Below are 23,570 nucleotides of genomic sequence, written 5' to 3' on the forward strand. Positions count from 1 at the left end.
ATGAGAAGCTTGAAAGAGCAGCTTGTTGCGTTTGCGCAGGAGGCGGGTTTTGCATCTATGGGGGTATGTCGCCCTGATGCGGTGCCGGAATTACCTGCCCGGTTGCAAGCTTTTGTTGATGCGGGGATGCATGGGCAGATGGGCTGGATGGCCGAGCGGATGAATTGGCGCAGTGATCCGGCGGCATTATGGCCTGCGGCGCGGTCGGTTGTGATGTTGGCCGAGCCTTATACGCCTGACCATGATCCGTTGGCTGTACTGGAAGAACCGGATCGGGCGGCGATCAGTGTTTATGCGCAAAACCGGGATTATCATGATGTAGTGAAGAAGCGTTTGAAGCGTGTAGGCCGGTGGTTGATTGAACAGGTTCCCAGCGCTGAGATTAAGGTGTTTGTGGATACCGCCCCGGTGATGGAAAAGCCGCTGGCGCAGGCCGCTGGCCTTGGGTGGCAGGGCAAACATACGAATTTGCTGAGTCGTGATCTGGGCAATTGGTTTTTTTTGGGGGCGATTTTCACGACTGTTGATCTGGACCCTGATGCGGCTGAAGTCAGCCATTGCGGGTCTTGTACCGCGTGTTTGGATATTTGCCCGACGGCGGCGTTTCCTGCCCCTTACCAGTTGGATGCCCGCCGCTGTATTTCTTATCTGACCATTGAGCATAAAGGCCCTGTTGATGAAGAACTGCGCGCGCTGATGGGCAACCGGATTTACGGGTGCGATGATTGTCTGGCGATTTGTCCATGGAACAAGTTTGCCCATGAGGGCCGTGATGCAAAGCTGGCCGCGCGCGATGATTTGGTCGCACCCCCGTTGGATCGGTTAGCGGGGCTGGATGATGCGGCGTTTCGGGCGATGTTTTCTGGTTCACCGATCAAGCGGATTGGCCGGGACCGTTTTGTGCGCAATGTGGCTTATGCCATTGGGAATTCGGGTGAGGCTGCATTGATAGCATCTGTTTCACCTTTGGTTGATGATCCTGATCCTGCGGTGGCAGACGCGGCGCGCTGGGCTATCTTGAGGTTAAAGGAGACCTGATCATGATCCGTATTCTGACTTTGATGATGTTACCGTTGGCGGCCAATGCGCAGGTGGCACAGGGACGGGCCAACGCAGATTTTGCCCCTGCTTTTGCCGAACAGACCCGCGCGCCGGCCTTGCCAGAGACCTCGATCTCGGTTGAGGTTCTTGCAGAAGGGTTAGATGGCCCTTGGGGGATTGCCCCGCTGGGCGGTGGTCAGTTTTTGGTGACTGAAAAGTCGGGTGATCTGCGATTGATCAACCCTGATGGCAGTGTGAGCCGCCCTTTGTCTGGATTACCTGATGTCGCAGCGCAAGGTCAGGGTGGGTTGCTGGATGTGGCGGTATCCCCCGGTTTTGCGCAGGATCGAACGATTTTTTGGACCTATTCCAAGTCTGTGCGTGGTGGTTTGGTGACCGCTGCGGCACGTGGGCAGTTGGCTGCGGATGGAAGCGTGGGTGAGGTTGTTGATATCTTTGTGCAAGATAACCCTGCCCGCAATGGCCGTCACTTTGGCAGTCGGATTATTCCGATGGCGGATGGCACCGTTTGGATTACGACCGGCGATCGTGGCGCAGGTGATGGTGGCACATTGGTGCAGGACATCGACAGCACCCATGGCAAGGTTATTCGCATCAATGCGGATGGCACGGTGCCTGCCGATAACCCCTTTGTCGGTCGTGATGGGGACGATCAGATTTGGTCGCTTGGCCACCGTAATATGCAGGGCGCTGCGATTGGTCCCGGTGGGCTTTGGACGATTGAACATGGCCCGCGCGGGGGCGACGAGTTGAACCAACCGCAAGCCGGGCTGAACTATGGCTGGCCGGTGGTCAGTTATGGGATCAACTATCGTGGGTCAGATGTGGGCGAAGGCGACGCGCGTGGTGCTGGATTTGTAGAACCCGTTTACTATTGGGACCCCGTGATCGCACCCGGTGGCATGATGTTTTACGATGGCCCCTATACTGATTGGCAAGGCGACTTATTGATCGCATCGCTGAACCCCGGTGGTTTGGTGCGTCTGAAAATGCAAGGGGGCCGTGTGATCGGAGAAGAGCGGATGCTGACTGATGTTGGCCGTATCCGAGACGTGGAGGTCCTGGATGACGGCGCTGTTTTGGTGCTGCTAGATGCAGGTGAAGTGCTGCGGGTGACGCCCGGTTAAGCGGCCAGTTTGCGCGCTGCGGCGAATGAGATCAGGCGCTTTGACTTTTCGTCCCACAGATCAAGGCTCGCGCATTTGATGCTTTGCGCGATTGTCATGCGGCTGACCTCGACCAGTTCGTTGTGGTCGCGCAACACCTCTGTCAGCCGGTAGAATGGGATGCGGCTGTAAAGGTGATGAATGTGGTGAATACCGATATTCGCGGTGAACCAGCGCAGGATTGGCGGCAAGTCATAGTGTGAACTGCCGTGCAACGCGGCCTCGTGCAATTGCCAGTCTTCGTTTTGTTCCCAGTGGGTCGTTTCAAACTGGTGTTGCACATAGAACAGCCAAACACCAATGGACGCGGCGATGAGTGTTGTGGGCAGGAAGACAAGAAACAATGCCTGAAAGCCGCCGAAATAGACAATTGTGCCAAGAATAGTGAGGATCGCGGCGTTCGTGCCCATCGCGCTGATCCAGTATTTACGCCCCTGTTTCATCAAGCCCAATGGCAGCCGGTTTTGCAGGAAAAACAGATATGTCGGGCCAAGGCCAAACATCACAAACGGATGTCGGTAGGCGCGATAAAGGAAGCGGCCGAATTTCGTGCGTTGGTGATATTCTTCAACCGTCAGCGTCATCACATCGCCGATACCGCGCTGATCAAGGTCACCCGCGTGACTGTGATGGATCGAATGCGTGCGCCGCCACACGTCGTAGGGTGTAAGCGTAACAACGCCCAAGGCGCGCCCAACCCAATCGCTAACGTCGCGGTTGCCGTAAAACGACCCATGCCCGCAATCGTGTTGGATGCAGAAAAGCCGAAGCAGGAACAGACCGTTCGCTGCAGAGATCAGAAACGCCGCCAGATAGCTGTATTGTGCGACCCAACAGGCCAGCACCCAAAGCACCACAAAGGGGATCAAACTAACCGCAAGTTCAAAGCTGCTGCGGATGCTGCTTGGCTCACGATACTTTGCTAAAATCTGGACCCAGTCACGGGGGGTCATATTGGCGGGGGTCTGGTTTTTATCTTGCATATACTGCTTCTTAGCCTGAGTTACTTTCGGATAACCTAACGGCAGGCTTTAGCAAGTGAAAAAGGCTTCATTGTGTTCACCTCGCGACATAGTGTGCCATTGAGAGGAAAGACCATGCAGCCGCTTCGGGGCATCATTTTCAAGATTATGTCGGTCTGCATGTTCATGGGGATGGCCAGTCTGGTCAAAGCGGCATCTGTTGATGTGCCCCCCGGTCAGGCCGTGTTCTTTCGGTCGTTTTTTGCGCTGCCGATCATTCTGGGGTGGCTGGCGATCCGGCATGAACTGCGTACCGGCTGGAAAACCAAAAACCCGATGGGCCATTTCTGGCGCGGGCTGGTGGGGACATCGGCGATGGGGCTGGGGTTTACCGGTCTGGGGCTGCTGCCCCTGCCAGAGGTCACAGCGATCGGATATGCCGCACCGCTTTTGGTGGTCGTGTTTGCGGCGATGTTCCTGAATGAAAATGTACGTGCCTTCCGTTTGTCTGCGGTCGCTTTGGGCATGGTGGGCGTGTTGATCGTATTGTCCCCGCGGCTGTCTGTTGGGGCATCGCTGAACACGTCAGAGACATTGGGCGCGGTTGTGGTGCTGATGGGTGCGGTGCTGGCGGCCTTGGCGCAGGTGTTTGTGCGCAAATTGGTCGCGACTGAAACGACAGCGGCGATTGTGTTCTGGTTCACGATCACGTCGTCCGTCATGGCGCTGTTTACCCTGCCTTGGGGTTGGGTTGTGCCATCTTGGCAGGTCGCATTGATGCTGATTATGGCGGGTTTGCTAGGTGGCGTTGGGCAGATATTGCTGACCTCCAGTTATCGGTATGCGGATGCGTCGCTGGTCGCACCTTTTGACTATACATCAATGATTTTGGCGCTGCTTATTGGGTATTTCATCTTTGATGAGGTGCCGACCGGCACGATGCTGATCGGCGCCGCGATCGTGATTGCCGCTGGCGTGTTGATTATCTGGCGCGAACGTGCGCTGGGCCTGCAACGCGCCCAACAGCGTAAAGCGACCGGAAATGTCGGCAACTAGGCGCGGCGTCCACTTATTTTGAATTTGCGAAACATCGCCTTTGCGCGTGCAATCTTACGGGCGAAACCGGGTGGCGCGGCGTCGACGTCCAGACCCAACTCTGCGAAAAGTGGCCATAGGTGTGGCGCTTGATCCGGTTGCAAATGGGCCGGCACCTTGATGGCTGCGCCGCCTGTGGGTTCAAGAAACCGCTGCGGTATCTTGAATGGCAATGCCCCTTGTGAGTGCACCATCAGCTTTTGTTTTGTACGGGCAATGGCGCGCGGGTCTGCATCAACCGGATCGACCTGAATGCGATGTGTCCGGTAATACCCTGTGTCCCAGTTTAGCAGGATAAGCGCGAAAAGGTCCGCATGTCCGGGGCGCTGCGGGAGCGGTTTCGGATCGTCCAAGTACCGTGCCGGATCGCTGCGATAGAAGGCATGCACTGCGACCGCAAAGTCGCATTCCGTCTGGCTGAGCATCCAATAGACCAAACTGTTATGTTGTGGTCCCCGGGTCCGTCGAAGCGTTTCGAGCCAGACATCCTGGGGTGATGATTTGAGCGCACGACGCAAAAGCATCTCGCTGTCCGCGAGCTTTGGTTTGTTGGGCGTTGAAGATGCGTTGACGTTGTCAGGAAGGACCATGGCACTTTTTACTGATTGAACACTGTAGGTATTTCATTGAAAGCAGTCTGAACTTTGTCTGCGCAGAACACATTCAAGCATTTAATGTTGCAAGAATGGATACAATTTTACGAAATTTGCCCTTCTGCAACCGTTGACGCAAGAAAAGCTACTATTGGCTGGGTTTTGCCGACAGGCGCGCGAATCCTTGCGAAATATGGTATAGTAAGGGGCCAAATTGGAGGATGAGATGACAAAACATGTTTTCGACCGACCAAAGATTGTTTCGCCGGCCATGATAAAGCGTGCCGTGGCAATAGAACGCCAAGGCCGCCCCAATCAGGCAACGCTCGCGCTGCAGCGCCGCCGCCGCAAAAGAGAGTGGGACCAGCGTGCGAAGTTCTATACGCAGTTTGCGCATGGTGTGGAGCTTTAGAACGTAAAAAGGGACGCCAGAGCGTCCCTTTTTCGAGTTATGTTAGTGATCGCCCTATGCCCGCACCAGCTTTTCATAGTCTTCTGCAATCTCTCGCGTAATCGCACCGACCTCGAAGTTATAGTCGCCGATTTGGCCGACGGGCGTGACCTCGGCCGCGGTGCCTGTTAGCCAGCATTGTTCGAACCCTTCCAGTTCTTCGGGCATGATGACGCGTTCATGCACGGTCAGCCCTTTGTCTTTCAGCATGCCGATGACCGTTTGGCGGGTGATCCCGTTTAGGAACGCATCGGCGTTGGGCGTATGGATTTCGCCATCCTTCACGAAAAAGATGTTTGCCCCGGTCGCTTCGGCCACGTAGCCGCGATAGTCAAACATCATTGCGTCTGAACACCCTTTTGCCTCTGCGGCGTGCTTGGACATGGTGGCGATCATATAAAGACCCGCCGCCTTTGCCTGTGACGGCGCGGTTTCAGGGCTGGGGCGTTTCCACTTGGCGATATCAAGCTTGGCGCCTTTCATCTTGGCATCACCGTAATAGTTGCCCCATTCCCAAACGGCGACGGCCAGATGGACAGGGTTTTTCGCAGCAGCGACACCCATGTCTTCGCCTGACCCACGCCATGCGACCGGGCGCACGTAGGCGTCGGTCAGCCCGTTTGCATCAAGGGCCGCTTGTTTCGCCGCTTCGATTTCGTCCACGGTATAGGGGATTTCGAAATCGATCAGCTGGCCGGATTTGATCAGGCGTTCAGAATGTTCGCGCGATTTGAAGATCTTGCCGGAATAGCAGCGCTCGCCCTCAAACACCGAAGATGCATAGTGCATGGCGTGGGTCAGAATGTGCACATTTGCATCGCGCCAGTCGACCAATTGGCCGTCCATCCAGATTTTCCCATCTCTGTCATCATATGCACCGGCCATCGTATCCTCCACTCCGTTTGCGATTATTACGCATTTAGGTCCGTTTCGGACATAATATTGCGTAGTTTCTGCGTTTTCTTACGAGTTGATTCTTGGAATGTCAACAAAGCTGACGTATTGTGGATTTCAAGACCAAGGGAGGACGCGCATGAGTGACGGGTTGCCGCCGCAGATGGGCCAAAGCCTGCTTTTCCTGACGGACGAGCAGTTGCGCAAAGGGATCGAGGCGATGTTTTTCGCTTATCGTGGCTTTACGGCTGACCCTGACCGTATCCTTATGCAAAAGTCCTATGGCCGTGCCCACCACAGGGCCATTCATTTCATTCATCGCAGTCCGGGAACGACCGTCAATAACCTGTTGTCTATTCTTGGCGTTACAAAACAATCGCTTAATCGTGTCTTGCGCACGTTGATCGAAGACGGTTTGGTAGCCAGCACCGTAGGGCAGCGGGATAAACGTGAACGCCATTTGCATCTGACAGACGCCGGTGCAGCGTTGGAACGCGAATTGTCCGATGCCCAACGCGACCGGATGCGCGCGGCTTATCGTGCGGCTGGGCCGAATGCAGTTGCTGGATTTCGGCAGGTCCTGGAAGCGATGATGGATGAAGAAACGCGCCACCATTATGAGGCGATGAAGGATAGAATGGAATGAGTAACGATGACGCCCACCTGCTGATTGTAGACGATGATGAGCGTATTCGCGGTCTGCTGCAAAAGTTCCTGATGCGATCCGGTTTTCTGGTCAGTACCGCCCGCGATGCCGCCCATGCCCGCCGTATCCTATCTGGGTTAGAATTTGATCTGATCGTGCTGGATGTGATGATGCCGGGCGAAGATGGTATGGCGTTGTGCCGTGACCTGCGCAAGACAATCACGACCCCAATTATGTTGCTGACCGCCAAGGGTGGCACCGACGACCGGATTACCGGGCTTGAGGCGGGGGCGGATGATTATCTGGCCAAACCGTTTGAGCCAAAGGAACTTTTGTTGCGCATCAACGCCATTCTGCGCCGTATGCCCGCGACAGAACCTGCTGTTGTCTTGCCCAAGGTCCTGAATATGGGTCCTGTCCGCTATGACATTGAACGCGGTGAGATGTGGCACGGCGAAAAACTGGTGCGCCTGACCGCGACCGAAAGTCAATTGATGCGCATCTTCTCTGGTTGCCCGGGCGAGGCTGTGACCCGCATGCGTCTGGTGGAAGAGTTGAGCCGTTCCGGCGGTCAGACACAAGAGCGCGCTGTCGATGTACAGATCACCCGATTGCGTCGCAAGATTGAGGTGGACCCCAAGCAGCCACGCTATTTGCAGACGGTGCGTGGGGCAGGGTATATGCTGGCACCCGAATAGGGGCTCTGCCCCCGTCGCTACGCTCCTCCCCCGAGGTATTTTTGAACATGAGAAGATGTATGGTCAGATTTTTATCTGAGTTGCAGGTGGATGTGATCATCGTGGCGTGCAGCGCGGCATCCTTGGAAGCGGATTTTGGGATTGGCTGCGCCTAGGCTTTGCACCAGGTGGGGTTCGACGAAAATACGCCCGATGCGCGGGTCAGCAGAAAGGATTTGCAGCATGGCCCGGTTGCGTTGCGGCTCTAACGTGTAGTTTGCCCATAAGGGTTGCAGCGCTGCAAAATTCCATCTGAGTGACGGCCATCTTGCCGCGCAGTCGCTGGGGCCTTGTTCGAAAGCGAAGTAGCCGATGGGTGATCGGGTGGCCCCCGGCAGATAGCCGGTTTCATCCCGGTAGTAGAAAGCGAGGTCAGCCTTTTCGCCATCGTCGTGCGATCGATGCGGAAGCAGAGGGAAATTGTCGAAAAACGGGAAATTCGCGTCCAGTACCAGTGTTGTGGTGCCGGGGTAGCGTTGGTCCAGTGCGGTGGCCGTCTGTTCAAGAACATCGGCCAGTTCGGGGGTCACGTAGTTGCGGTTCAGCGCGCAATACATCCAGCTTTGTACTTGTAGCGGGCCATCTGCAGTGCAGCTAAGCGCTGTGCGCCCGAAGCTGGGTGCGATCAGCGTGGTCGCTACGGTCATCACGGTATAGATGAGCAGGAAGGACAGCAGCCTTTTGCGGAATGCAAGTGCGACAAGCCACGCCAAACCGCCGATTTGTGTCAGCGCGGTGAGCAGTAGGATAATCATGGTATGCAGTATGAAGCGGATCATGCTGCAAGCTTAACGCGTCATAGGGCATCGACAAGTATGCACACAAATACGGTTGTGCTTCTGCCCTGAATCTCGTCTTTTGGGGGCATGACAACAGCTTTGATTTCTCATGAAGATTGCGCGGATCATGTGACCCCACCCGGCCATCCTGAACAGGTGGCCCGGTTGGATGCGGTTCTGGGCGCGTTGGAAGGTTTCGATTTACAGCGCGTGAAGGCACCCTTGGCCGCCGAGGACGATCTGCTGCGTGCCCATCCAAAGGCGCATGTTGATGCGATCCACGCCGCAGCCCCGCAAGAAGGATGGCGGTCGCTGGATGCTGATACGCATATGTCCGTTGGCACCTTGAAGGCGGCCTACCGTGCTGCCGGTGGCGTTGTCCGGGCTGTTGATATGGTGCTGGGTGGTGAGGTGGCGAACGCCTTTGCCGCTGTGCGCCCGCCGGGCCATCATGCGGAACGGCAGACAGCGATGGGCTTTTGTTTCTTTGGCAATGTCGTGATCGGGGCCAAACATGCGCTGGACCATCACGGGTTGGACCGTGTCGCGATTGTGGATTTTGATGTGCACCACGGCAATGGCACGCAGGATCTGGTCGAGGATGATCCGCGCATCCTTTTTTGTTCCACACATCAGTCGCCACTTTATCCCGGCACAGGGGCCGCGCATGAAGTTGGCGTCGATAATGTGCTGAACGTGCCTTTGCCCGAAGGTACCGGGTCAAAGGCCTTTCGGGATGTGATGGAGCGGGTCGTTCTGCCGCGTGTTGATGCATTCTCTCCGCAACTCGTCATAATTTCGGCTGGATTTGATGCACATATGGATGATCCATTGGCGGGTATGAACCTGACGACCGCAGACTTTGCTTGGGTAACGGAACGTTTATGTGATGTGGCCGATAAGCATTGCCAAGGCCGGGTGGTATCAAGCCTGGAAGGCGGATATGACCTAGCTGCGTTGGGCGCATCTGCCGCCGCCCACGTGACCGTATTGGAGGAAAGAGGCCGATGAGCGACGTGAAAGACATGAGCTTTGAAGATGCGATCAAGGAGCTGGAAACAGTGGTTGGTCAGCTTGAACGTGGCGATGTGGCTTTGGATGAAAGCATCGCACTTTATGAACGTGGTGCAGCCCTGAAGGCCCGCTGTGAGGCGAAATTGAAAGAAGCCGAAGAAAAGGTCGCCAAAATTACGCTTGGCGAAGGTGGTGCACCGGTTGGGACGGCCCCACTCGATGGCTGAGGGTGCGCAGGGATATCAGATCGCCGCGTTGCAACGCAAACCGTTGCAGGATGCGCTGGCGCAGGCCTCAAAAATAGCTGAGGCGCGGATTGGCTTTGCGCTGAGCGGGCTTGAGGGCGATGTGCCTGCGGCCATGCTTTATGCGGCATCCGGTGGCAAAGCGCTGCGTGCTTTTCTGGCGCTGGAAACGGCCCGCATGCTGGGGATCAATCCGGTTGCTGCGGCAGGTGCTGCGGCAGCGATTGAGTGTATCCACGCCTATTCGCTGGTGCACGACGATCTGCCCTGCATGGATGACGATGATCTGCGCCGTGGTCAGCCCACCGTACATCAAAAGTGGGATCAGGCGACCGCAGTGCTGGCCGGTGATGGCTTGCAGGCCCTGGCCTTTGAACTGCTAATACAGGCCGAATGCGCGCCGCGTGCCAAGCTGAACCTGTTGATGTCCTTGTCCAACGCCGCCGGTGTGCGTGGCATGGTTGGCGGGCAGGCCGCTGATATTGCAGCTGAGACTGCTGCGGTGCCGCTTGATTTGGAACAGATCATGGATTTGCAGGCGTCCAAGACCGGTGCATTGATTTCATGGTCCGCCCTTGTCGGCCCGCGCATGGCGGAAACCGAGCGTGAGCCTTTGTCGATTTATGGCGCCAACCTGGGGCTGGCGTTTCAGATTGCCGATGATGTTCTGGATGCGACAGGTGATGCGGCCACAGTTGGCAAAGCCGTTGGTAAGGATGCCGCCGCCGGCAAGGCCACATTCGTGTCTTTGATGGGTCTTGATGGGGCGAAAAGTCGCGCGGGCGCACTGGTGGAGGAGGCATGCGATGCGCTATCTCCTTATGGTGACGACGCTGATACGTTGAAAGAGGCCGCACAGTTTGTGATTGCGCGCACGCATTAAGAAAGGTCGCCCAGAAGGGCCATAATGTCAGACCAACCCCACACCCCGCTTCTTGATCGCGTCAACACGCCTGATGATATGAAAGGCATGTCAGACGCCGAATTGCGCCAACTGGCCGATGAACTGCGTGCCGAGACGATTGCAGCGGTGTCGGTGACAGGCGGGCATCTGGGTGCCGGGCTTGGTGTGGTTGAAATGACGGTTGCGTTGCATGCGGTTTTTGACGCACCCAAGGATAAAATCATCTGGGACGTGTCCCACCAGTGTTATCCGCATAAAATTTTGACAGGCCGCCGTGACCGTATTCGCACGCTGCGCACCGAGGGCGGGTTGAGCGGGTTCACCAAACGCTCTGAAAGTCCTTATGATCCGTTTGGTGCTGCCCATTCCAGCACGTCGATCTCTGCAGCCCTTGGCTTTGCTGTGGCCCGTGATTTGGGTGCGGGCGGTGGTGATGCGATTGCGATCATCGGTGATGGCGCGATGTCGGCAGGTATGGCCTATGAGGCCATGAATAACGCAGGCCATTTGGGAAAGCGGTTGATCGTGATCCTGAATGATAATGAAATGTCGATTGCCCCGCCCACTGGTGCCATGTCGTCATATTTGTCGCGTCTTTATGCTGGCGAGCCGTTTCAGGAATTCAAGGCGGCGGCCAAAGGTGCTGTGTCCTTGCTACCAGAACCTTTCCGCGAAGGGGCCAAGCGCGCCAAGGATATGCTGAAACATATGACCGTGGGCGGTACGCTGTTTGAGGAACTAGGTTTCTCTTATCTGGGCCCGATTGATGGCCACGATATGGAACAGCTGTTGTCGGTGCTGCGTACCGTAAAAGACCGCGCCGATGGCCCGATCCTGATCCATGCAATCACCAAAAAGGGTAAAGGCTATGCCCCCGCTGAACGCGCCAGCGACAAGGGCCATGCGACGGCGAAGTTTGATGTGATCACGGGCGAGCAGAAGAAGGCGCCCAGCAATGCGCCGTCTTACACGTCTGTGTTTTCCGAAAGCCTGTGCAAGCTCGCTGCTGATGACCCCAAGATTTGTGCGGTGACCGCAGCCATGCCAGATGGTACGGGCCTCACGAAATTCATGGAACGCTACACCAGTCGCTGTTTTGACGTCGGTATCGCCGAACAGCACGCTGTGACGTTCAGTGCAGGGCTTGCCGCTGGCGGGATGCGTCCGTTCTGTGCGCTGTATTCAACGTTCTTGCAACGTGGCTATGATCAGGTTGTGCATGATGTGGCCATTCAGCGCCTTCCCGTCCGGTTCGCGATTGACCGGGCCGGGCTGGTCGGGGCCGATGGCGCAACCCATGCGGGGTCATTTGATGTGGGGTATCTGTCGAACCTGCCCGGTTTCGTGGTGATGGCGGCCGCGGATGAGGCGGAATTGGTGCGCATGGTCACCACCGCAGCAGCACATGATGAAGGCCCCATCGCGTTCCGCTTTCCACGCGGGGAAGGGGTTGGCGTTGAGATGCCTGAGACCCCCGAACTGCTCGAGATTGGCAAGGGGCGGATGATCCGCGAGGGCGCTCAGGTCGCAATCTTGTCTTTTGGAACACGATTGCAAGAAGTGATGTCGGCTTGTGAAGCGCTTGAAGCAAAGGGGATCAAACCGACGGTTGCCGATGCGCGCTTTGCCAAACCACTGGACCGAGAGCTGATCTTGCAGTTGGCGGCCGATCATGACGCGCTGATCACTGTCGAAGAAGGTGCCGTGGGTGGTTTCGGGTCTCATGTAGCCCAACTGTTGGCGGATGAGGGCGTGTTCGACCACGGGCTCAAGTACCGCTCAATGGTGCTGCCTGACACGTTCATTGATCAAGCAAGCCCCAAGGTAATGTATGACGTGGCAGGGATGAACGCCGAGCATATAGAGGCGAAAGTGCTAGAAGTGCTGGGCGTTGCAACGCTGGAAAAGCGGGCGTAGATCTGATGCCCGGTTTGAGCTCATGGTGGCCGATGCCCCACGAGGTTCTAACGTCGGCCATGCGCAGAAAGCGGACTTTGCAAAGTCTTGCGAATGGTGAAAGCTGGACCTTGGACTGAACTTCACGGTTTTGCGGTCTGAGCCCGCACACCAGACATTCGCTGTAAGCACAAAATTGAAGATGGCTCGACGGCCGCGGCGCGGACGAAGACTACATTCATTCGCACCACTAAGAAGTTAAACTGACCAGTAGGCATTGTTAGGATTTGTGTATAGCGCTAGGTTGATAGCATAGCGATCAGAGACTGACTTGAATATGTATTTTCCGGTTTAAAATCAATGAAATACTACCCTGAGATCGATGGATTTCGTGCCATTGCTGTGCTGCTGGTGATTGCATACCACTACTTCCCATCCTTTGCGCCTAACGGCTTTCTTGGTGTCGATATTTTCTTTGTTATTTCGGGGTTTGTGATATCTGGATCGCTCTTTAACTACTCCTCTGAGCTTACGCATAGGGAAATCATTGCAAAGTTTTACGCCAAGAGGTTTCGAAGAATTCTTCCTGCCTTGATAGGTTGCGCACTGTTCAGCACATTGGCGCTCGTGGTGCTCACAATTCGTCCATCAAGAGATGCTTTTCTTACGGGTGGCGCCGCTCTGTTTGGGCTATCAAACATAGTCCTGTTTGAACAAAACGCAGACTATTTTGCCCTAAGCAGCCAGATCAATGCCTTTACCCACACATGGAGCTTGGGAGTCGAAGAACAATTCTATTTGATTTTCCCATTATTGGGGCTCTCCATAGGCGTTTTTGGAGCCTCCCGTCGACAGGTTTCAAACGCTGCTTTGAGTATCCTACTTTGCTTGGCGTTGTTGTCGTTTGTTTCGTACGCCTGGATGGCTTCCGCAAACTCTGTAGCGGCCTTTTACCTTTCACCATTTAGATTTTGGGAACTCTTGATCGGCTGTATCGCGTTTCTCGTGCACCAATCAAAATATCAGGTCACTTGGCCGAAGGCTCTGGATAGCCTTATTTTAGCGGTGCTTGCCATTTGTGTCTTTTGGAAGGCCGATTTTCCAGTGACGCAGGTTGCACTGACCTGCTTTTGTACAGCGCTCCTTCTGCTCAGCATAACGAATAACGGTTTGCTAGGTTGGAAGATTTTCCTCAACGCAAAGCCAATTAATTACATCGGTCGCATTTCTTACTCGCTTTATTTGTATCATTGGCCGATCCAAGTAATTTCAGTTGTCACCATAGGAAACAGTCCACAAGCCTTTCTGATTGCGCTGTGCCTGTCATTTCTTTTGGCAATCACCTCGTATCATTTGATCGAAATTCCATTTCGAAGACCAAGCTCAAAGAGATCTGACAGCAAGTACATCGCGATCAGTTTAGTCCTGTCGTCGTATGTCGGAGTGTTTGTCGCCATAGCTGGTCCCAAAGCCGCAGAAAGAATGCCTTGGACAGTTTTTGACTCTGTTGGCGTTGTTCCGCATAAACCGTGGGATGTGATACCATGCCACGGTGCTGTCCGCATTGCAGCGGCAAGCGATCCTTTGTCGGAATGCCTTGGCTTTGGACCAAATTTATTGCCCGCTGATATCTTCCTTCTCGGTGACAGCCATGCAGCTCAACTTACGTTCCCATTGAAAGAAATCACCGATGAGCTCGGATCGTCGCTATATTTTATCAACACGGACCGCGAAGGCGACTTCCCTTTCATTTTTTTAGCCCAACGTGAAGCTCCGTGGGGACCTGCTTTGAGCCGAACACTTCAGAATGTAGACTCTGGGGACACTTTAGTCTTAGCGTTCCATAGGGGCCATCTAAATGCAAAACGCGATATGCATCTGGATGTTTCAGCAGACACTTCACCTAACTCAAAATCAGAAAACCTTGGTCATAATCTAGAAAGGCTTGCGCATGAGTTAGTTGCCAGAGAGGTTCGTCTGATTTTGGTGTTGGATACGCCTCTGCTCTCTTACATTACGCAAGTTGAGACATGTGCCCTACAGGTTCGACTATGGGGCACCACCGCGTGTACAGTGAGTAAGCAACAGGATTTAAGAACGCGATCACGCCAGCAAACGTCCTTTGAAGCTGTGGCTGCAAAATTTGAGAACATGGTCACTATTGTCGATCCCGCAGACGTCTTTTTCGCAAACGGCAATAACTTCAACCCCATTGCAGAAGACGGCTCATATAGGATGATTGACTGGAACCACTTGAGCCAAAGAGAAGCACATTTGTTGGCTCCGCTTTTCAGGACTGCATTATCAAAAGACCAAAGCCATCGTTAGAATTTGTTATGATTTTGTTAAGCGACGAGAGAGATTGTGAAGTTCCATGCAAATTTCCAATGGTAAATCAAATATGGATCTTGCTTATGGATTCTTTGGTTGGGCCATTACGGCGCATTTGGATTTAAGTGCTATCTTTCGTTAGCGTTGTAAGTTTAACAATACGAAATGACCGCTCCCGATTGAGCGCGGTGAAGTCTTGCGCTCGCAGCGAATGGTCCCCTTCCGCCAAGGTGTTTGATTTCAATCGCCGCTTTGGGCTGGTAGTGGTCGTTAGTACACGAATGTTGAACGGTAGCTTTGTCCGCATAGCAGTCATTGCCCTCAACGCGATCCTCGACTACCTTATCACCATGAAACATGTTCCTAAAGAAAACACCGATGATGCTCTTATTCAGGAATTCCTGAATAAAGGTGGCAAGGTCAGTGTTGGCAAAACCAAACCTTTGGCGGCTGAATTGGGTCTGAGCAATAATGTTTGGAACAACAAGCTGACCAAGGAAGAAAAAGCGGCGCGCGACAAAAAGTAAGGTCGTACAGCATCAGCTGTCTCTTGCGCCAGATCAAGGCTGCGCGTGGGCTCTTTCGTCATGATGGGCGCAAAGGAGGATATCCGATGTTACCAATCACTGCTGATAAGATCGCCGAGGTGATCATTCTGGCGCGCGAGCTTGACCGCGCCGAAAACGAGTTTGATGGTTTTGTCGATCAGCTTGCCGATGATGAAAAGGTCGGGCTGGTCGCTGTCTTTTGGATTGGACGCGGGAGTTTTGAACCAGAGGATCTGGGCGACGCCTTGGCAACCGCAGAGCGCGAGGCGACAACGCCGACAGCGGATTATCTGAAAGGGTCGCCGCATCTGGCTGATCATCTTGAGGCTGGTATGGCGGCCCTTGGCGTTGATCCGTCAACGGCAGAGGATGATCTTTACCGCCCGGCCTAGTAAGGTGGATCATGATCCACCTTACCGCGATCATCGGGTCGCTTGATCAAACCAGCCTTGTGCCCGGCCCCAAACACCTTTGCTGATATCTGACAGCGTCATCAGGTGCGGCAACAGTTGTTCTGCAAAATCTTCGCTGCTTTCGGCAGGCAACAAGGACGGCAGGTTGTCGATTGCTGTTACATCCAGCACGGGCCGGTCATGCACCCGCAGGGCAGGCGCCCCCCATGTTGTTGTGCGGTCATATACCTTAATGGGGGAAAAGTCGCTGTCGGGGTCGCAAGCGATATCGCCGATCACCGAAAGCGCGCGTGGCGCCACTTTGGCGCTGGCAGGCACAAAGACCGGCGTGCCGGGCCGCGCCAGGATGCAGTTGAGAAAGATGTTGTGCGCCAACACTTCCGGAAATGGCCCGCCAGATGCAGTTTCGGCCATGTCCCATTTTGTTGTTCCCACACCCATTGCCTGACACAGGTCGGCGGCCCCTGTGCCGACGCGCCCCAAGGCCCCGATGATCAATGCGGTCGGCCGGTCTGTGCCCAATGCCATCAGGTCTTGCTGAAGTTCCATGAGTAGATGGTTTGCGCTTGGGTAGGCTTTGACCGGTCCGGCGACCTTGCCGTTCTGCTGCGCCATCCAGCACATCAATGATACGGCAGCCCCCGCATAACCAGCCCAATAGCCGAATGCGGCAACCCGGCGCCCGTCCTCTTCGGTCAGGTATTCCAGATCATAAAGCGTGCCACCCCCTGCCTTGAACCGATTCAACAGAACCTTGCCTGATGGCTGCCCTTTATAGGCGTGCCCGAACATGATGTGGCGGTGGCGCAGGGGTGTGCCGTCTTCGGGCAATTCCTTGAGGCCAAAGATGATTGCATTATCCGGTGCATCGACCCAGGAAAACTCTGGCGTGACGTCGCATCCGGCTGCGGCGTAATCAGCAATGGGCAGACTGCGCTGTGTGCTTTCCTCAACCGTGACCTGATACCCTGCCGCAAGCAATTTGGCCGCCCCTTGTGGTGTCAGCCCAACCCGTTCTTCATGCGCGCGGGCTTCGGAGCGTACCCAGATATGCGTCATCACAGCATGCCTTTTTCAAAGATGGCTTGCACCGACGCTTTCGTGTTCATTTTATGCTGGAACGCGGTAAGGCGCGGATAGTGCGTGACGTCGACCCCATCACCCGGCAACCATGTCAGCACGACATAAAGATAGGCGTCAGACAGCACCTCTAACGTGCCTGTGGTGAAAGGCAGGCTTGGTAGAAACTCTTCCAGATGCGCCGCACAATCGTTCATCCGTTCCGGCACTTTGCGCTTCATGTCTGCAATCGAGCTTGCCTCGTCCGCCCAGCGTTCACCGCGCAGACCATGAGCGTGGTGCGGGTGCATGGTCGCGTTCAGGTATGAGATCAGTTCGCGCATTTTGGCGGCAGCGAATGCATCTTCCGGCACCAGTTGCGGGGCGACGTATTCGATGATCGCAGGCGTTTCGGTCAAAATGCCGTCGGGGGTTTCCAAGGCGGGCACCCGGCCTTTTGGATTGATCTCGCGATAGTCTTGTTTTGTCTGTTCTGCTGTGGCGAAATCAACGCGGACTGCCTCATAGGGGATATTCAATTCTTCCAGAACAAGGGCAACAGCAACGGAAATGGTGCGCGGTGCGTAATGTAGTTTCAGCATGGGTGCGGTCCTTTAGTAATGTGTCTGGGCATGCAGCCGGTCGTCGCGGTCTAGGTGCGGCACGGCATTAAAGCTGGCAAGGATCGGTCCTTGCGGGATCACGCGGACCCGGTGTAGGGAACTGTTCATGATGGGCAGCAGGACGTGGGCCATGCGGGTGGGGTCGAGGTTGAGCAAATGGCGGATAATCATACCGATCACCCCGCCTGATGTGACGCACAACACCCGGACACCCGGATTGGCGGCCTCTTGCAGCACCGATGTCACCCGATCCTCGAAAGAGGCGAAGGTTTCGACGCCCATAATCTCGGCCTTGTGCCAGGCTTCCATCACTTGCGGGACGTGGCTGGCAAATTCATCGGGGCCGGGGAAAGGCACGCCGTGCACGTCTTCAAGCGCTTGACCTAGATTAAAATAATCCATCTCGTTCAGGCGCGGGTCGATTTGCGGTTCGGTGTAACCGATACCAGTGGCGGTCTCTTTATGGCGGCGCAGGCTGCCGGAAATCACCTTGTCAAAGGCCCCTTCGCGGTCTGATAGGTAATCGCCCAGCCATTTGGCCTGCTGATGGCCCAAATCAGACAGCCGATCATAGCTTTCTTCGTCCGTTGCGCCGGAATTGGCCTGTCCGTGCCGGACTAAAATGATCTCGCCCATCATATTCCTCCTGAACCCACAGGGTTACGAGGTGTGACGGGGGTTGGCAACGCATCAAAGGCGTCGAATTCACGGCGCACTAATCATGTCCTAGAAATCTTACGGGGTCTTTTGTTGTCACCTTTGGGTTGGTCTGCGCTGAAGGTTCCCGCCTTTTGCATTTTGCCGCACGTCTTCCTCTTGTTAACAGATTCTTAGCGTGGGATTGTGACCTTCAAGAGCAGCAAAAATTTCAAAAGCAGGGTATCCGTTGTCCACCGCATCGCTTCTGAGTGACGTTTTCGGCTTTGACGCCTTCAGGCCCGGTCAGGAAGAGATCGTCGATGCCGTGATCGCAGGTGAAGACACCCTTGCGATCATGCCGACCGGTGGTGGTAAATCCCTTTGTTTTCAATTGCCTGCCCTTGCGCGGCAGGGTGTCACCGTTGTTATTTCGCCTCTTATTGCCCTGATGCGCGATCAGGTGCGCGGTCTGCGCGAGGCGGGCGTTGAAGCAGGCGCACTGACGTCTGGCAATACCCCCGAAGAAACCGACGCTGTTTGGGACGCGTTAGAGGCCGGAACACTCAAGCTGTTGTATATGGCGCCGGAACGCCTTGCCTCTGGTGGGACGATGAACATGCTGCGCCGGGCTGGCATCAGCATGATCGCGGTGGATGAGGCCCATTGTGTCAGCCAATGGGGCCATGATTTTCGCCCTGATTACCTGCGTATTGGTGAGTTGAAGCGCACGTTGGATGTGCCTTTGGCCGCCTTTACCGCGACCGCTGACGCCGAAACCCGGGAAGAGATTGTTGAGAAGCTGTTTGGCGGGCAGCAACCATCGAGTTTTTTGCGTGGTTTTGACCGGCCCAACATCCATTTGGCTTTCGCCGTCAAAGATGGGCCGCGCAATCAGGTTTTGAACTTTGCAGCTGCGCGCAAGGGCCAATCGGGGATCGTGTATTGCGGGACACGCGCGAAGACCGAAACGCTTGCGAAGGCATTGGGTGATGCAGGCCACCGGGCTTGTCATTACCATGGCGGGATGGAAGCCGAGGATCGGCGCATCGTCGAACGCCGATTTCAGCAAGAAGATGGGTTAATTGTTTGTGCGACCGTCGCCTTTGGCATGGGTATCGACAAACCCGATATTCGCTGGGTTGTGCATGCGGACCTGCCCAAGTCGATTGAGGCGTATTATCAGGAAATCGGTCGCGCGGGCCGTGATGGTGCGCCTGCCGAAACGCTTACCTTGTTTGGCCCTGATGACATCCGCTACCGTCGTCAGCAGATTGACGAAGGGCTGGCGCCCCCTGAACGCCGCGCGGCGGATCATGGGCGGTTGAATGCGCTGCTGGGATTGGCAGAGGCGTTGCGATGCAGGCGTCAAAATCTGCTGGAATATTTCGGCGAAACCCCCGGCCCCTGTGGGCATTGCGATTTGTGCGATAAACCGGCTGAGGTGTTTGACGGCACAACTGCCGTGCGCATGGCGTTGTCTGCGGCTTTGCGGACGGAAGAATGGTTTGGCGCGGGGCATTTGATTGATATTCTGCTGGGCCATTCGACGGATAAAATTCAGCAACGCGGGCATGACAGTCTGCCTACCTATGGTGTTGGCAAGGATTATGACAAACGCCAATGGCAGGCGATTTTCCGGCAGATGATGGGGCACGACCTGCTGCGCCCTGACCGCGAAAGGCATGGCGCGCTACGGATGACCGAACACGCGCGGCCTATCCTGCGGGGTGAGGCAACGATTGAACTGCGCCGCGACACCATCAAAGCCGCCCGCGGTTCTGGCCCTAAGGTGCGGATGCTGGTCAGCGAAGAAGACGCGCCGCTACTGTCTGCGTTGAAAGCCAAGCGGCGCTATCTGGCCGAGCAGGCCAATGTGCCCGCCTATATTATCTTTAACGACCGTACCTTGATCGAAATGGCCGAAAAGCGGCCTATGACCTTGGATGAAATGGCCCATGTTGGCGGTGTCGGGGCCAAAAAGCTGGAAAACTACGGGCGCGCGTTTCTTGAAGTGATCGCCGGCGCGGTTGAAGATGTGCATCCGATGCGCCGCAAGCTGGCGGGGCGCGATGAAGGGGCGGTTTATGACCGGTTGATGCAGGTGCAAGCGTCGCTGAACCGCGGGCCGCATGGGGCCGACAAACCGATGAGTTGCTCTGCGTCGATGCTGGCCAAGGTGGCGCAACTGCGTGGGGCGGATATGGATAACCTGACCCGCGTCATCGGCGATAAATACGCAGAGCGGTTTGGTGAGGCTTTTTTGGAAGTGCTGGAAGAGGGGCAATGAGCAAGGGCCTGAGCCATATCACCTTTATTGTTCAGGATTTGGACAGGATGGAACAAATCCTGGTATCGGTCCTGAATGCTCAAAAGATATATGACAGCGGCAAGCAATCGCATTCACTATCGGCTGAACGGTTCTTTGATATTGGCGGAGTGTGGGTGGCTGTTATGCAAGGCGACCCACTGCCAACGCGCAGTTACAATCACGTTGCTTTTGAAATGGATGATGCACAGTACGACGATCATTTGATGCGGATCAATGCGCTTGGCCTTGACGTCCGCGAGGGACGATCACGTATCGCGGGAGAAGGTCGGTCGATCTATTTTCACGACTATGATAACCACTTGTTTGAGCTTCACACCGGCACTCTGCAAGAACGGCTAGAGCGCTATGCACGAGAGGCTCAAAAGCCCGTATAAAGCCTGCCCGTTAATCCAACCGCAGCTTGAACACCGCGTAGACCAGCAACGCGGCACAGCTCAGACCGGCCAAAAGAAACGGTGCGCGGATTGCCATTTCGCGCCCAAGGTCATCTTCCAGAACGGACACGAGCAAACCGCCCGCCAATGCCCCCAGCGGCATCGAACCCCAGCCGAAGAAGCGGTAGATGCTGTTCACACGCCCCAGCAACTCGGACGGGATGCGGCGCTGACGCCATGACACCGTGATCACGTTCCATAGCATCGCTGCGGCCATCACGCCGTAAAGGGCGCAGCCCATGACGATACCTTGCGAGGTCAAACCGATGGTTGCATAGCCAATGCCCCAGCCTGCGACAGATGCGAAAAGGCACAGCTGGATCCCAAAAAGCCGCGTCAGCCAAGGGGCCAGCAAGCTGCCTGATATTGCACCCAACGCGGCAGCTGACAAAACCAGACCATAGACGGCGGGCGACAGGTTCAACACATCTTGGGCGAATAGCACCTGAACGGTCATTGTCGCGGTTGCGATGAAATTTGCCACGCCCAGCACGATCGCCAGCCTTAACAGCAATGCGTCGCCGCGCATAAATGCGATCCCTTCCTTCAGTGCTTGCCAAAAGCCGGTCTGCACCTTGATCGTGGGTTGCAATGTGATCAGCCAAACCAGCCCTGCGGCCAACGTCAGGAATGCGGCGTGAATGCCAAAGGGCAGTGCGATGCTGGATGCGATCAGCACGCCTGCCAAAGGTGGGCCAATGAACTGCCCGGTCAGTTGTTCGGTGCTCCAAAGCTGGCCGTTTGCTTTTTCCAGATCCTCGGATGCCACAATGGAGGGCAGGATCGTTTGGGCGGCGTTGTCCCTTAGCACCTCTGCACAGCCAAGCAGAAAGGCCAGCCCGGCCAGAAGCCAGACAGCACCGGGATCATGGTCTTGCATGGCCAGCAACATGATCGCAAAGGCAATCACTGCCCGTAAAAGGTCGGCACGGGCAATCAACTTGCGCCGGTCCACCCGGTCAATGACAACGCCAGCCGGGATTGCAAACAAAAGCCAAGGCAAACGCCCCGCTGCTGCAACAGCACCAATCATCAGCGCATTATCTGTCATCAGCGTGGCCAGCCACGGCAGCGCCAGAATAACCAGACCATCACCCAAGTTTGTAAGCGCGCCCGCACTGAACAGAAGCCGAAAATTGCGATTGCGCGCGAGCAGAGCCGTTGCCATGTTTTATCCTGGGGTTTGCGCAGCAGAAGGTGCTGTCCCTTCAGCCTGCTTTAACTGCAACGCTTTGTCCATATTGACCCGCGCGACCCGACCCTCTAGCAAGCGCCCATTCTGACAAAGGGCGATGATATGGCACGCAAACGCAAGGGCCGCGATATTTCGGGGTGGTTGGTGGTGGATAAACCTGCCGGTATCACCTCGACCGCTGTTGTGAATAAGGTGCGCTGGGCGATGGACGCCAAGAAGGCCGGTCATGCAGGCACGCTTGATCCAGAGGCAACAGGCGTGCTGGCCGTGGCCTTGGGTGAGGCGACAAAGACGGTGCCGTACATCACTGATGCACTAAAGGCGTACAGTTTTATTGTCCGTCTCGGTCAGGCCACAAATACCGATGATGCCGAGGGTGAGGTGATTGCCACCTCTGATCTGCGCCCTGATGATGCGGCGATCAAAGCGGCCCTTGGCGCCTTTGTAGGTGACATCATGCAGGTGCCGCCGCAATTTTCCGCCGTAAAGGTGGATGGTGAGCGGGCCTATAAGAAAGCCCGCGAAGGCGAAGAAATGGCGCTGGCTGCCCGGCCGTTATGGGTTGAGGAACTGGTTTTGGTTGATCGGCCGGATCAGGATCATGTGGTGTTGGAAATGACGTGTGGCAAGGGCGGTTATGTGCGGTCTATCGCCCGTGATCTTGGTGATGCGCTGGGCTGTAAGGCCCACGTCAAATCACTGCGCCGTATTTGGTCAGGGCCGTTTCAGGCTACCGAAGGTGTGACGCTGGACCAGATTGATGCGATGGCAAAGACGCTTGAACTGGATGCCTACCTTCAACCGTTGGAGGTAGGTTTGTCCGATCTGCCAGAGGTCAGGTGCCTTGCTGAAAGTGTGGCCAAGCTGCGCAACGGTAATCCAGCATCGGTTATCGCGAGCGACGTTGAATTTGGCGAAGAGGTTTGGGCCTCGTTTAAGGGTAAGGCAATTGCTGTTGGCACCTACCGCGGCGGTGAGTTGCAGCCATCCCGTGTATTTGTCGCCTAGGTGATTACGCGGACGCATATCAAGGATGATGCGCCTTCGACCGCCGTCTATTCCAATTGCGAACGCTATCGCTATGCGCTGACGCGGACGTGGGATGAGGCGGGCAAGCGCGTGCTTTTTGTGATGCTGAACCCCTCAAAGGCGACTGAGGTCCAAAATGACCCGACGGTCGAACGCTGTGAGCGGCGCGCCCGCGCGCTAGGCTTTGGGGCGTTTCAGGTGACAAATATCTTTGCGTGGCGCGACACTGATCCACGCAAGATGCGCAAAGCGGCTGATCCTGTGGGGCGTGCGAATGATGCGATGATACTTCTGGCGGTGGCGTGGTCTGATCAAATTATTGCGGCTTGGGGCACGCATGGCGCGCATCTTGATCGTGGTCCGCAGACGGAAGCCTTGCTGCGGGGAACGGGTCGGTCGCTTTACGCACTGGGCCTTAGCAAACATGGGCATCCGAAACACCCGCTTTACATCAGCTATACGCAGCAGCCGATCCTCTGGGATCCGTCGTAAGCGTTAACCAATCATTCAGTTTTCAGGCCATTTC

Annotated in this window: 25 protein-coding genes; 17 read left to right on the forward strand and 8 right to left on the reverse strand. The window is 55.6% G+C overall.

The features are described from left to right. A complete protein-coding gene (gene queG / locus RCCS2_RS14685) occupies positions 1–1,038 on the forward strand; it encodes a tRNA epoxyqueuosine(34) reductase QueG (RefSeq protein ID WP_008235592.1) in 1,038 nt (345 codons plus the stop codon). 2 nt (positions 1,039–1,040) lie between these two features. Beyond that, positions 1,041–2,189, forward strand: a complete 1,149-nt coding sequence (locus RCCS2_RS14690) for a PQQ-dependent sugar dehydrogenase (protein WP_008235595.1) — start codon at positions 1,041–1,043, stop codon at positions 2,187–2,189. Here the strand turns inward: RCCS2_RS14690 and RCCS2_RS14695 are convergent. After that, the gene (locus RCCS2_RS14695) at positions 2,186–3,211 is read right to left on the reverse strand and encodes a fatty acid desaturase (RefSeq protein WP_008235597.1); all 1,026 of its coding nucleotides are present in this window, start codon (positions 3,209–3,211) and stop codon (positions 2,186–2,188) included. The genes RCCS2_RS14690 and RCCS2_RS14695 overlap by 4 nt on opposite strands. 114 nt (positions 3,212–3,325) lie before the next feature. Here RCCS2_RS14695 and RCCS2_RS14700 point away from each other — a divergent pair, with 114 nt between their 5' ends. After that, positions 3,326–4,246, forward strand: coding sequence for a DMT family transporter (locus RCCS2_RS14700; protein ID WP_008235599.1), 921 nt, complete (start codon positions 3,326–3,328; stop codon positions 4,244–4,246). Here the strand turns inward: RCCS2_RS14700 and RCCS2_RS14705 are convergent. Next, positions 4,243–4,875, reverse strand: coding sequence for a hypothetical protein (locus tag RCCS2_RS14705; protein ID WP_008235601.1), 633 nt, complete (start codon positions 4,873–4,875; stop codon positions 4,243–4,245). The two genes, RCCS2_RS14700 and RCCS2_RS14705, sit on opposite strands and share 4 nt — an antisense overlap. 229 nt (positions 4,876–5,104) lie before the next feature. Here RCCS2_RS14705 and RCCS2_RS18720 point away from each other — a divergent pair, with 229 nt between their 5' ends. Beyond that, positions 5,105–5,290, forward strand: coding sequence for a hypothetical protein (locus RCCS2_RS18720; RefSeq protein ID WP_156788570.1), 186 nt, complete (start codon positions 5,105–5,107; stop codon positions 5,288–5,290). 54 nt (positions 5,291–5,344) lie between these two features. On the opposite strand, the gene RCCS2_RS14715 is transcribed toward RCCS2_RS18720, so the two are convergent. Continuing rightward, a complete protein-coding gene (locus RCCS2_RS14715; protein ID WP_008235604.1) occupies positions 5,345–6,214 on the reverse strand; it encodes a branched-chain amino acid aminotransferase in 870 nt (289 codons plus the stop codon). Between the two features lie 148 nt (positions 6,215–6,362). On the opposite strand from RCCS2_RS14715, the gene RCCS2_RS14720 reads away from it, so the two are divergent. Together RCCS2_RS14720 and RCCS2_RS14725 are read left to right on the forward strand one after the other, a co-directional pair. After that, complete coding sequence (locus RCCS2_RS14720) at positions 6,363–6,869, forward strand: MarR family winged helix-turn-helix transcriptional regulator (RefSeq protein ID WP_008235605.1); 507 nt, start codon at positions 6,363–6,365, stop codon at positions 6,867–6,869. After that, positions 6,866–7,567: a response regulator gene (locus RCCS2_RS14725; RefSeq protein WP_008235606.1), complete on the forward strand. Its 702-nt coding sequence runs from the start codon at positions 6,866–6,868 to the stop codon at positions 7,565–7,567. The genes RCCS2_RS14720 and RCCS2_RS14725 overlap by 4 nt, the downstream gene beginning before the upstream one ends. Positions 7,568–7,638: 71 nt before the next feature. On the opposite strand, the gene RCCS2_RS14730 is transcribed toward RCCS2_RS14725, so the two are convergent. After that, positions 7,639–8,361: a hypothetical protein gene (locus tag RCCS2_RS14730; RefSeq protein WP_232204283.1), complete on the reverse strand. Its 723-nt coding sequence runs from the start codon at positions 8,359–8,361 to the stop codon at positions 7,639–7,641. Between the two features lie 111 nt (positions 8,362–8,472). On the opposite strand from RCCS2_RS14730, the gene RCCS2_RS14735 reads away from it, so the two are divergent. The 7 genes from RCCS2_RS14735 (at position 8,473) to RCCS2_RS14765 (ending at position 15,715) form a co-directional block, all read left to right on the forward strand. Then, complete coding sequence (locus tag RCCS2_RS14735) at positions 8,473–9,396, forward strand: histone deacetylase family protein (protein ID WP_008235608.1); 924 nt, start codon at positions 8,473–8,475, stop codon at positions 9,394–9,396. Continuing rightward, a complete protein-coding gene (locus RCCS2_RS14740) occupies positions 9,393–9,626 on the forward strand; it encodes an exodeoxyribonuclease VII small subunit (RefSeq protein WP_008235609.1) in 234 nt (77 codons plus the stop codon). Before RCCS2_RS14735 ends, RCCS2_RS14740 begins: the two co-directional genes overlap by 4 nt. After that, positions 9,619–10,527 (forward strand): polyprenyl synthetase family protein, encoded by a 909-nt coding sequence (locus RCCS2_RS14745; protein WP_008235612.1) that lies wholly within the window; start codon positions 9,619–9,621, stop codon positions 10,525–10,527. Before RCCS2_RS14740 ends, RCCS2_RS14745 begins: the two co-directional genes overlap by 8 nt. A gap of 24 nt (positions 10,528–10,551) precedes the next feature. After that, on the forward strand, positions 10,552–12,465 hold the full coding sequence (gene dxs, locus RCCS2_RS14750; RefSeq protein ID WP_008235614.1) for a 1-deoxy-D-xylulose-5-phosphate synthase: 1,914 nt from the start codon (positions 10,552–10,554) through the stop codon (positions 12,463–12,465). A gap of 339 nt (positions 12,466–12,804) precedes the next feature. Then, entirely contained in the window at positions 12,805–14,772 is a 1,968-nt protein-coding gene (locus tag RCCS2_RS18005) for an acyltransferase family protein (RefSeq protein WP_008235617.1), read from the forward strand. 182 nt (positions 14,773–14,954) lie between these two features. Next, positions 14,955–15,302: a hypothetical protein gene (locus RCCS2_RS18605; protein ID WP_232204287.1), complete on the forward strand. Its 348-nt coding sequence runs from the start codon at positions 14,955–14,957 to the stop codon at positions 15,300–15,302. A gap of 86 nt (positions 15,303–15,388) precedes the next feature. After that, positions 15,389–15,715: a DUF3775 domain-containing protein gene (locus tag RCCS2_RS14765; protein WP_008235621.1), complete on the forward strand. Its 327-nt coding sequence runs from the start codon at positions 15,389–15,391 to the stop codon at positions 15,713–15,715. 30 nt (positions 15,716–15,745) lie between these two features. On the opposite strand, the gene RCCS2_RS14770 is transcribed toward RCCS2_RS14765, so the two are convergent. From RCCS2_RS14770 to RCCS2_RS14780, 3 genes are read right to left on the reverse strand one after another with little or no spacing between them, the layout of a single operon-like run. Then, the gene (locus RCCS2_RS14770; RefSeq protein ID WP_008235634.1) at positions 15,746–16,795 is read right to left on the reverse strand and encodes a saccharopine dehydrogenase; all 1,050 of its coding nucleotides are present in this window, start codon (positions 16,793–16,795) and stop codon (positions 15,746–15,748) included. Beyond that, on the reverse strand, positions 16,795–17,397 hold the full coding sequence (locus RCCS2_RS14775; protein WP_008235637.1) for a glutathione S-transferase family protein: 603 nt from the start codon (positions 17,395–17,397) through the stop codon (positions 16,795–16,797). The genes RCCS2_RS14770 and RCCS2_RS14775 overlap by 1 nt, the downstream gene beginning before the upstream one ends. A 12-nt stretch (positions 17,398–17,409) precedes the next feature. Continuing rightward, entirely contained in the window at positions 17,410–18,054 is a 645-nt protein-coding gene (locus RCCS2_RS14780; RefSeq protein ID WP_037294274.1) for a histidine phosphatase family protein, read from the reverse strand. 250 nt (positions 18,055–18,304) lie between these two features. Here RCCS2_RS14780 and recQ point away from each other — a divergent pair, with 250 nt between their 5' ends. Together recQ and fosX are read left to right on the forward strand one after the other, a co-directional pair. Then, a complete protein-coding gene (recQ, locus tag RCCS2_RS14785; RefSeq protein WP_008235639.1) occupies positions 18,305–20,344 on the forward strand; it encodes a DNA helicase RecQ in 2,040 nt (679 codons plus the stop codon). Next, positions 20,341–20,760 (forward strand): FosX/FosE/FosI family fosfomycin resistance hydrolase, encoded by a 420-nt coding sequence (gene fosX / locus RCCS2_RS14790; RefSeq protein ID WP_008235642.1) that lies wholly within the window; start codon positions 20,341–20,343, stop codon positions 20,758–20,760. The genes recQ and fosX overlap by 4 nt, the downstream gene beginning before the upstream one ends. Before the next feature lie 10 nt (positions 20,761–20,770). Here fosX and RCCS2_RS14795 read toward each other — a convergent pair whose 3' ends face one another. Beyond that, on the reverse strand, positions 20,771–21,988 hold the full coding sequence (locus tag RCCS2_RS14795; RefSeq protein ID WP_008235643.1) for an MFS transporter: 1,218 nt from the start codon (positions 21,986–21,988) through the stop codon (positions 20,771–20,773). Between the two features lie 129 nt (positions 21,989–22,117). Between RCCS2_RS14795 and truB the strand changes: the two genes are divergently transcribed. Both truB and RCCS2_RS14805 read left to right on the forward strand, forming a co-directional pair. Continuing rightward, entirely contained in the window at positions 22,118–23,023 is a 906-nt protein-coding gene (gene truB, locus RCCS2_RS14800) for a tRNA pseudouridine(55) synthase TruB (protein ID WP_008235644.1), read from the forward strand. After that, a complete protein-coding gene (locus RCCS2_RS14805) occupies positions 23,024–23,536 on the forward strand; it encodes a DUF1643 domain-containing protein (protein WP_008235645.1) in 513 nt (170 codons plus the stop codon). Positions 23,537–23,570 lie beyond the last annotated feature (34 nt).

The organism is Roseobacter sp. CCS2 (assembly GCF_000169435.1).
In the GTDB taxonomy this organism is placed as follows: domain Bacteria; phylum Pseudomonadota; class Alphaproteobacteria; order Rhodobacterales; family Rhodobacteraceae; genus Yoonia.

Coding starts and splice junctions, on each gene's coding strand:
- queG (WP_008235592.1), top strand. CDS start 1: ATGAGAAGCTTGAAAGAGCAGCTTGTTGCGTTTGCGCAGGAGGCGGGT.
- RCCS2_RS14690 (WP_008235595.1), top strand. CDS start 1,041: ATGATCCGTATTCTGACTTTGATGATGTTACCGTTGGCGGCCAATGCG.
- RCCS2_RS14695 (WP_008235597.1), bottom strand. CDS start 3,211: ATGCAAGATAAAAACCAGACCCCCGCCAATATGACCCCCCGTGACTGG.
- RCCS2_RS14700 (WP_008235599.1), top strand. CDS start 3,326: ATGCAGCCGCTTCGGGGCATCATTTTCAAGATTATGTCGGTCTGCATG.
- RCCS2_RS14705 (WP_008235601.1), bottom strand. CDS start 4,875: ATGGTCCTTCCTGACAACGTCAACGCATCTTCAACGCCCAACAAACCA.
- RCCS2_RS18720 (WP_156788570.1), top strand. CDS start 5,105: ATGACAAAACATGTTTTCGACCGACCAAAGATTGTTTCGCCGGCCATG.
- RCCS2_RS14715 (WP_008235604.1), bottom strand. CDS start 6,214: ATGGCCGGTGCATATGATGACAGAGATGGGAAAATCTGGATGGACGGC.
- RCCS2_RS14720 (WP_008235605.1), top strand. CDS start 6,363: ATGAGTGACGGGTTGCCGCCGCAGATGGGCCAAAGCCTGCTTTTCCTG.
- RCCS2_RS14725 (WP_008235606.1), top strand. CDS start 6,866: ATGAGTAACGATGACGCCCACCTGCTGATTGTAGACGATGATGAGCGT.
- RCCS2_RS14730 (WP_232204283.1), bottom strand. CDS start 8,361: ATGATTATCCTACTGCTCACCGCGCTGACACAAATCGGCGGTTTGGCG.
- RCCS2_RS14735 (WP_008235608.1), top strand. CDS start 8,473: ATGACAACAGCTTTGATTTCTCATGAAGATTGCGCGGATCATGTGACC.
- RCCS2_RS14740 (WP_008235609.1), top strand. CDS start 9,393: ATGAGCGACGTGAAAGACATGAGCTTTGAAGATGCGATCAAGGAGCTG.
- RCCS2_RS14745 (WP_008235612.1), top strand. CDS start 9,619: ATGGCTGAGGGTGCGCAGGGATATCAGATCGCCGCGTTGCAACGCAAA.
- dxs (WP_008235614.1), top strand. CDS start 10,552: ATGTCAGACCAACCCCACACCCCGCTTCTTGATCGCGTCAACACGCCT.
- RCCS2_RS18005 (WP_008235617.1), top strand. CDS start 12,805: ATGAAATACTACCCTGAGATCGATGGATTTCGTGCCATTGCTGTGCTG.
- RCCS2_RS14765 (WP_008235621.1), top strand. CDS start 15,389: ATGTTACCAATCACTGCTGATAAGATCGCCGAGGTGATCATTCTGGCG.
- RCCS2_RS14770 (WP_008235634.1), bottom strand. CDS start 16,795: ATGACGCATATCTGGGTACGCTCCGAAGCCCGCGCGCATGAAGAACGG.
- RCCS2_RS14775 (WP_008235637.1), bottom strand. CDS start 17,397: ATGCTGAAACTACATTACGCACCGCGCACCATTTCCGTTGCTGTTGCC.
- RCCS2_RS14780 (WP_037294274.1), bottom strand. CDS start 18,054: ATGGGCGAGATCATTTTAGTCCGGCACGGACAGGCCAATTCCGGCGCA.
- fosX (WP_008235642.1), top strand. CDS start 20,341: ATGAGCAAGGGCCTGAGCCATATCACCTTTATTGTTCAGGATTTGGAC.
- RCCS2_RS14795 (WP_008235643.1), bottom strand. CDS start 21,988: ATGGCAACGGCTCTGCTCGCGCGCAATCGCAATTTTCGGCTTCTGTTC.
- truB (WP_008235644.1), top strand. CDS start 22,118: ATGGCACGCAAACGCAAGGGCCGCGATATTTCGGGGTGGTTGGTGGTG.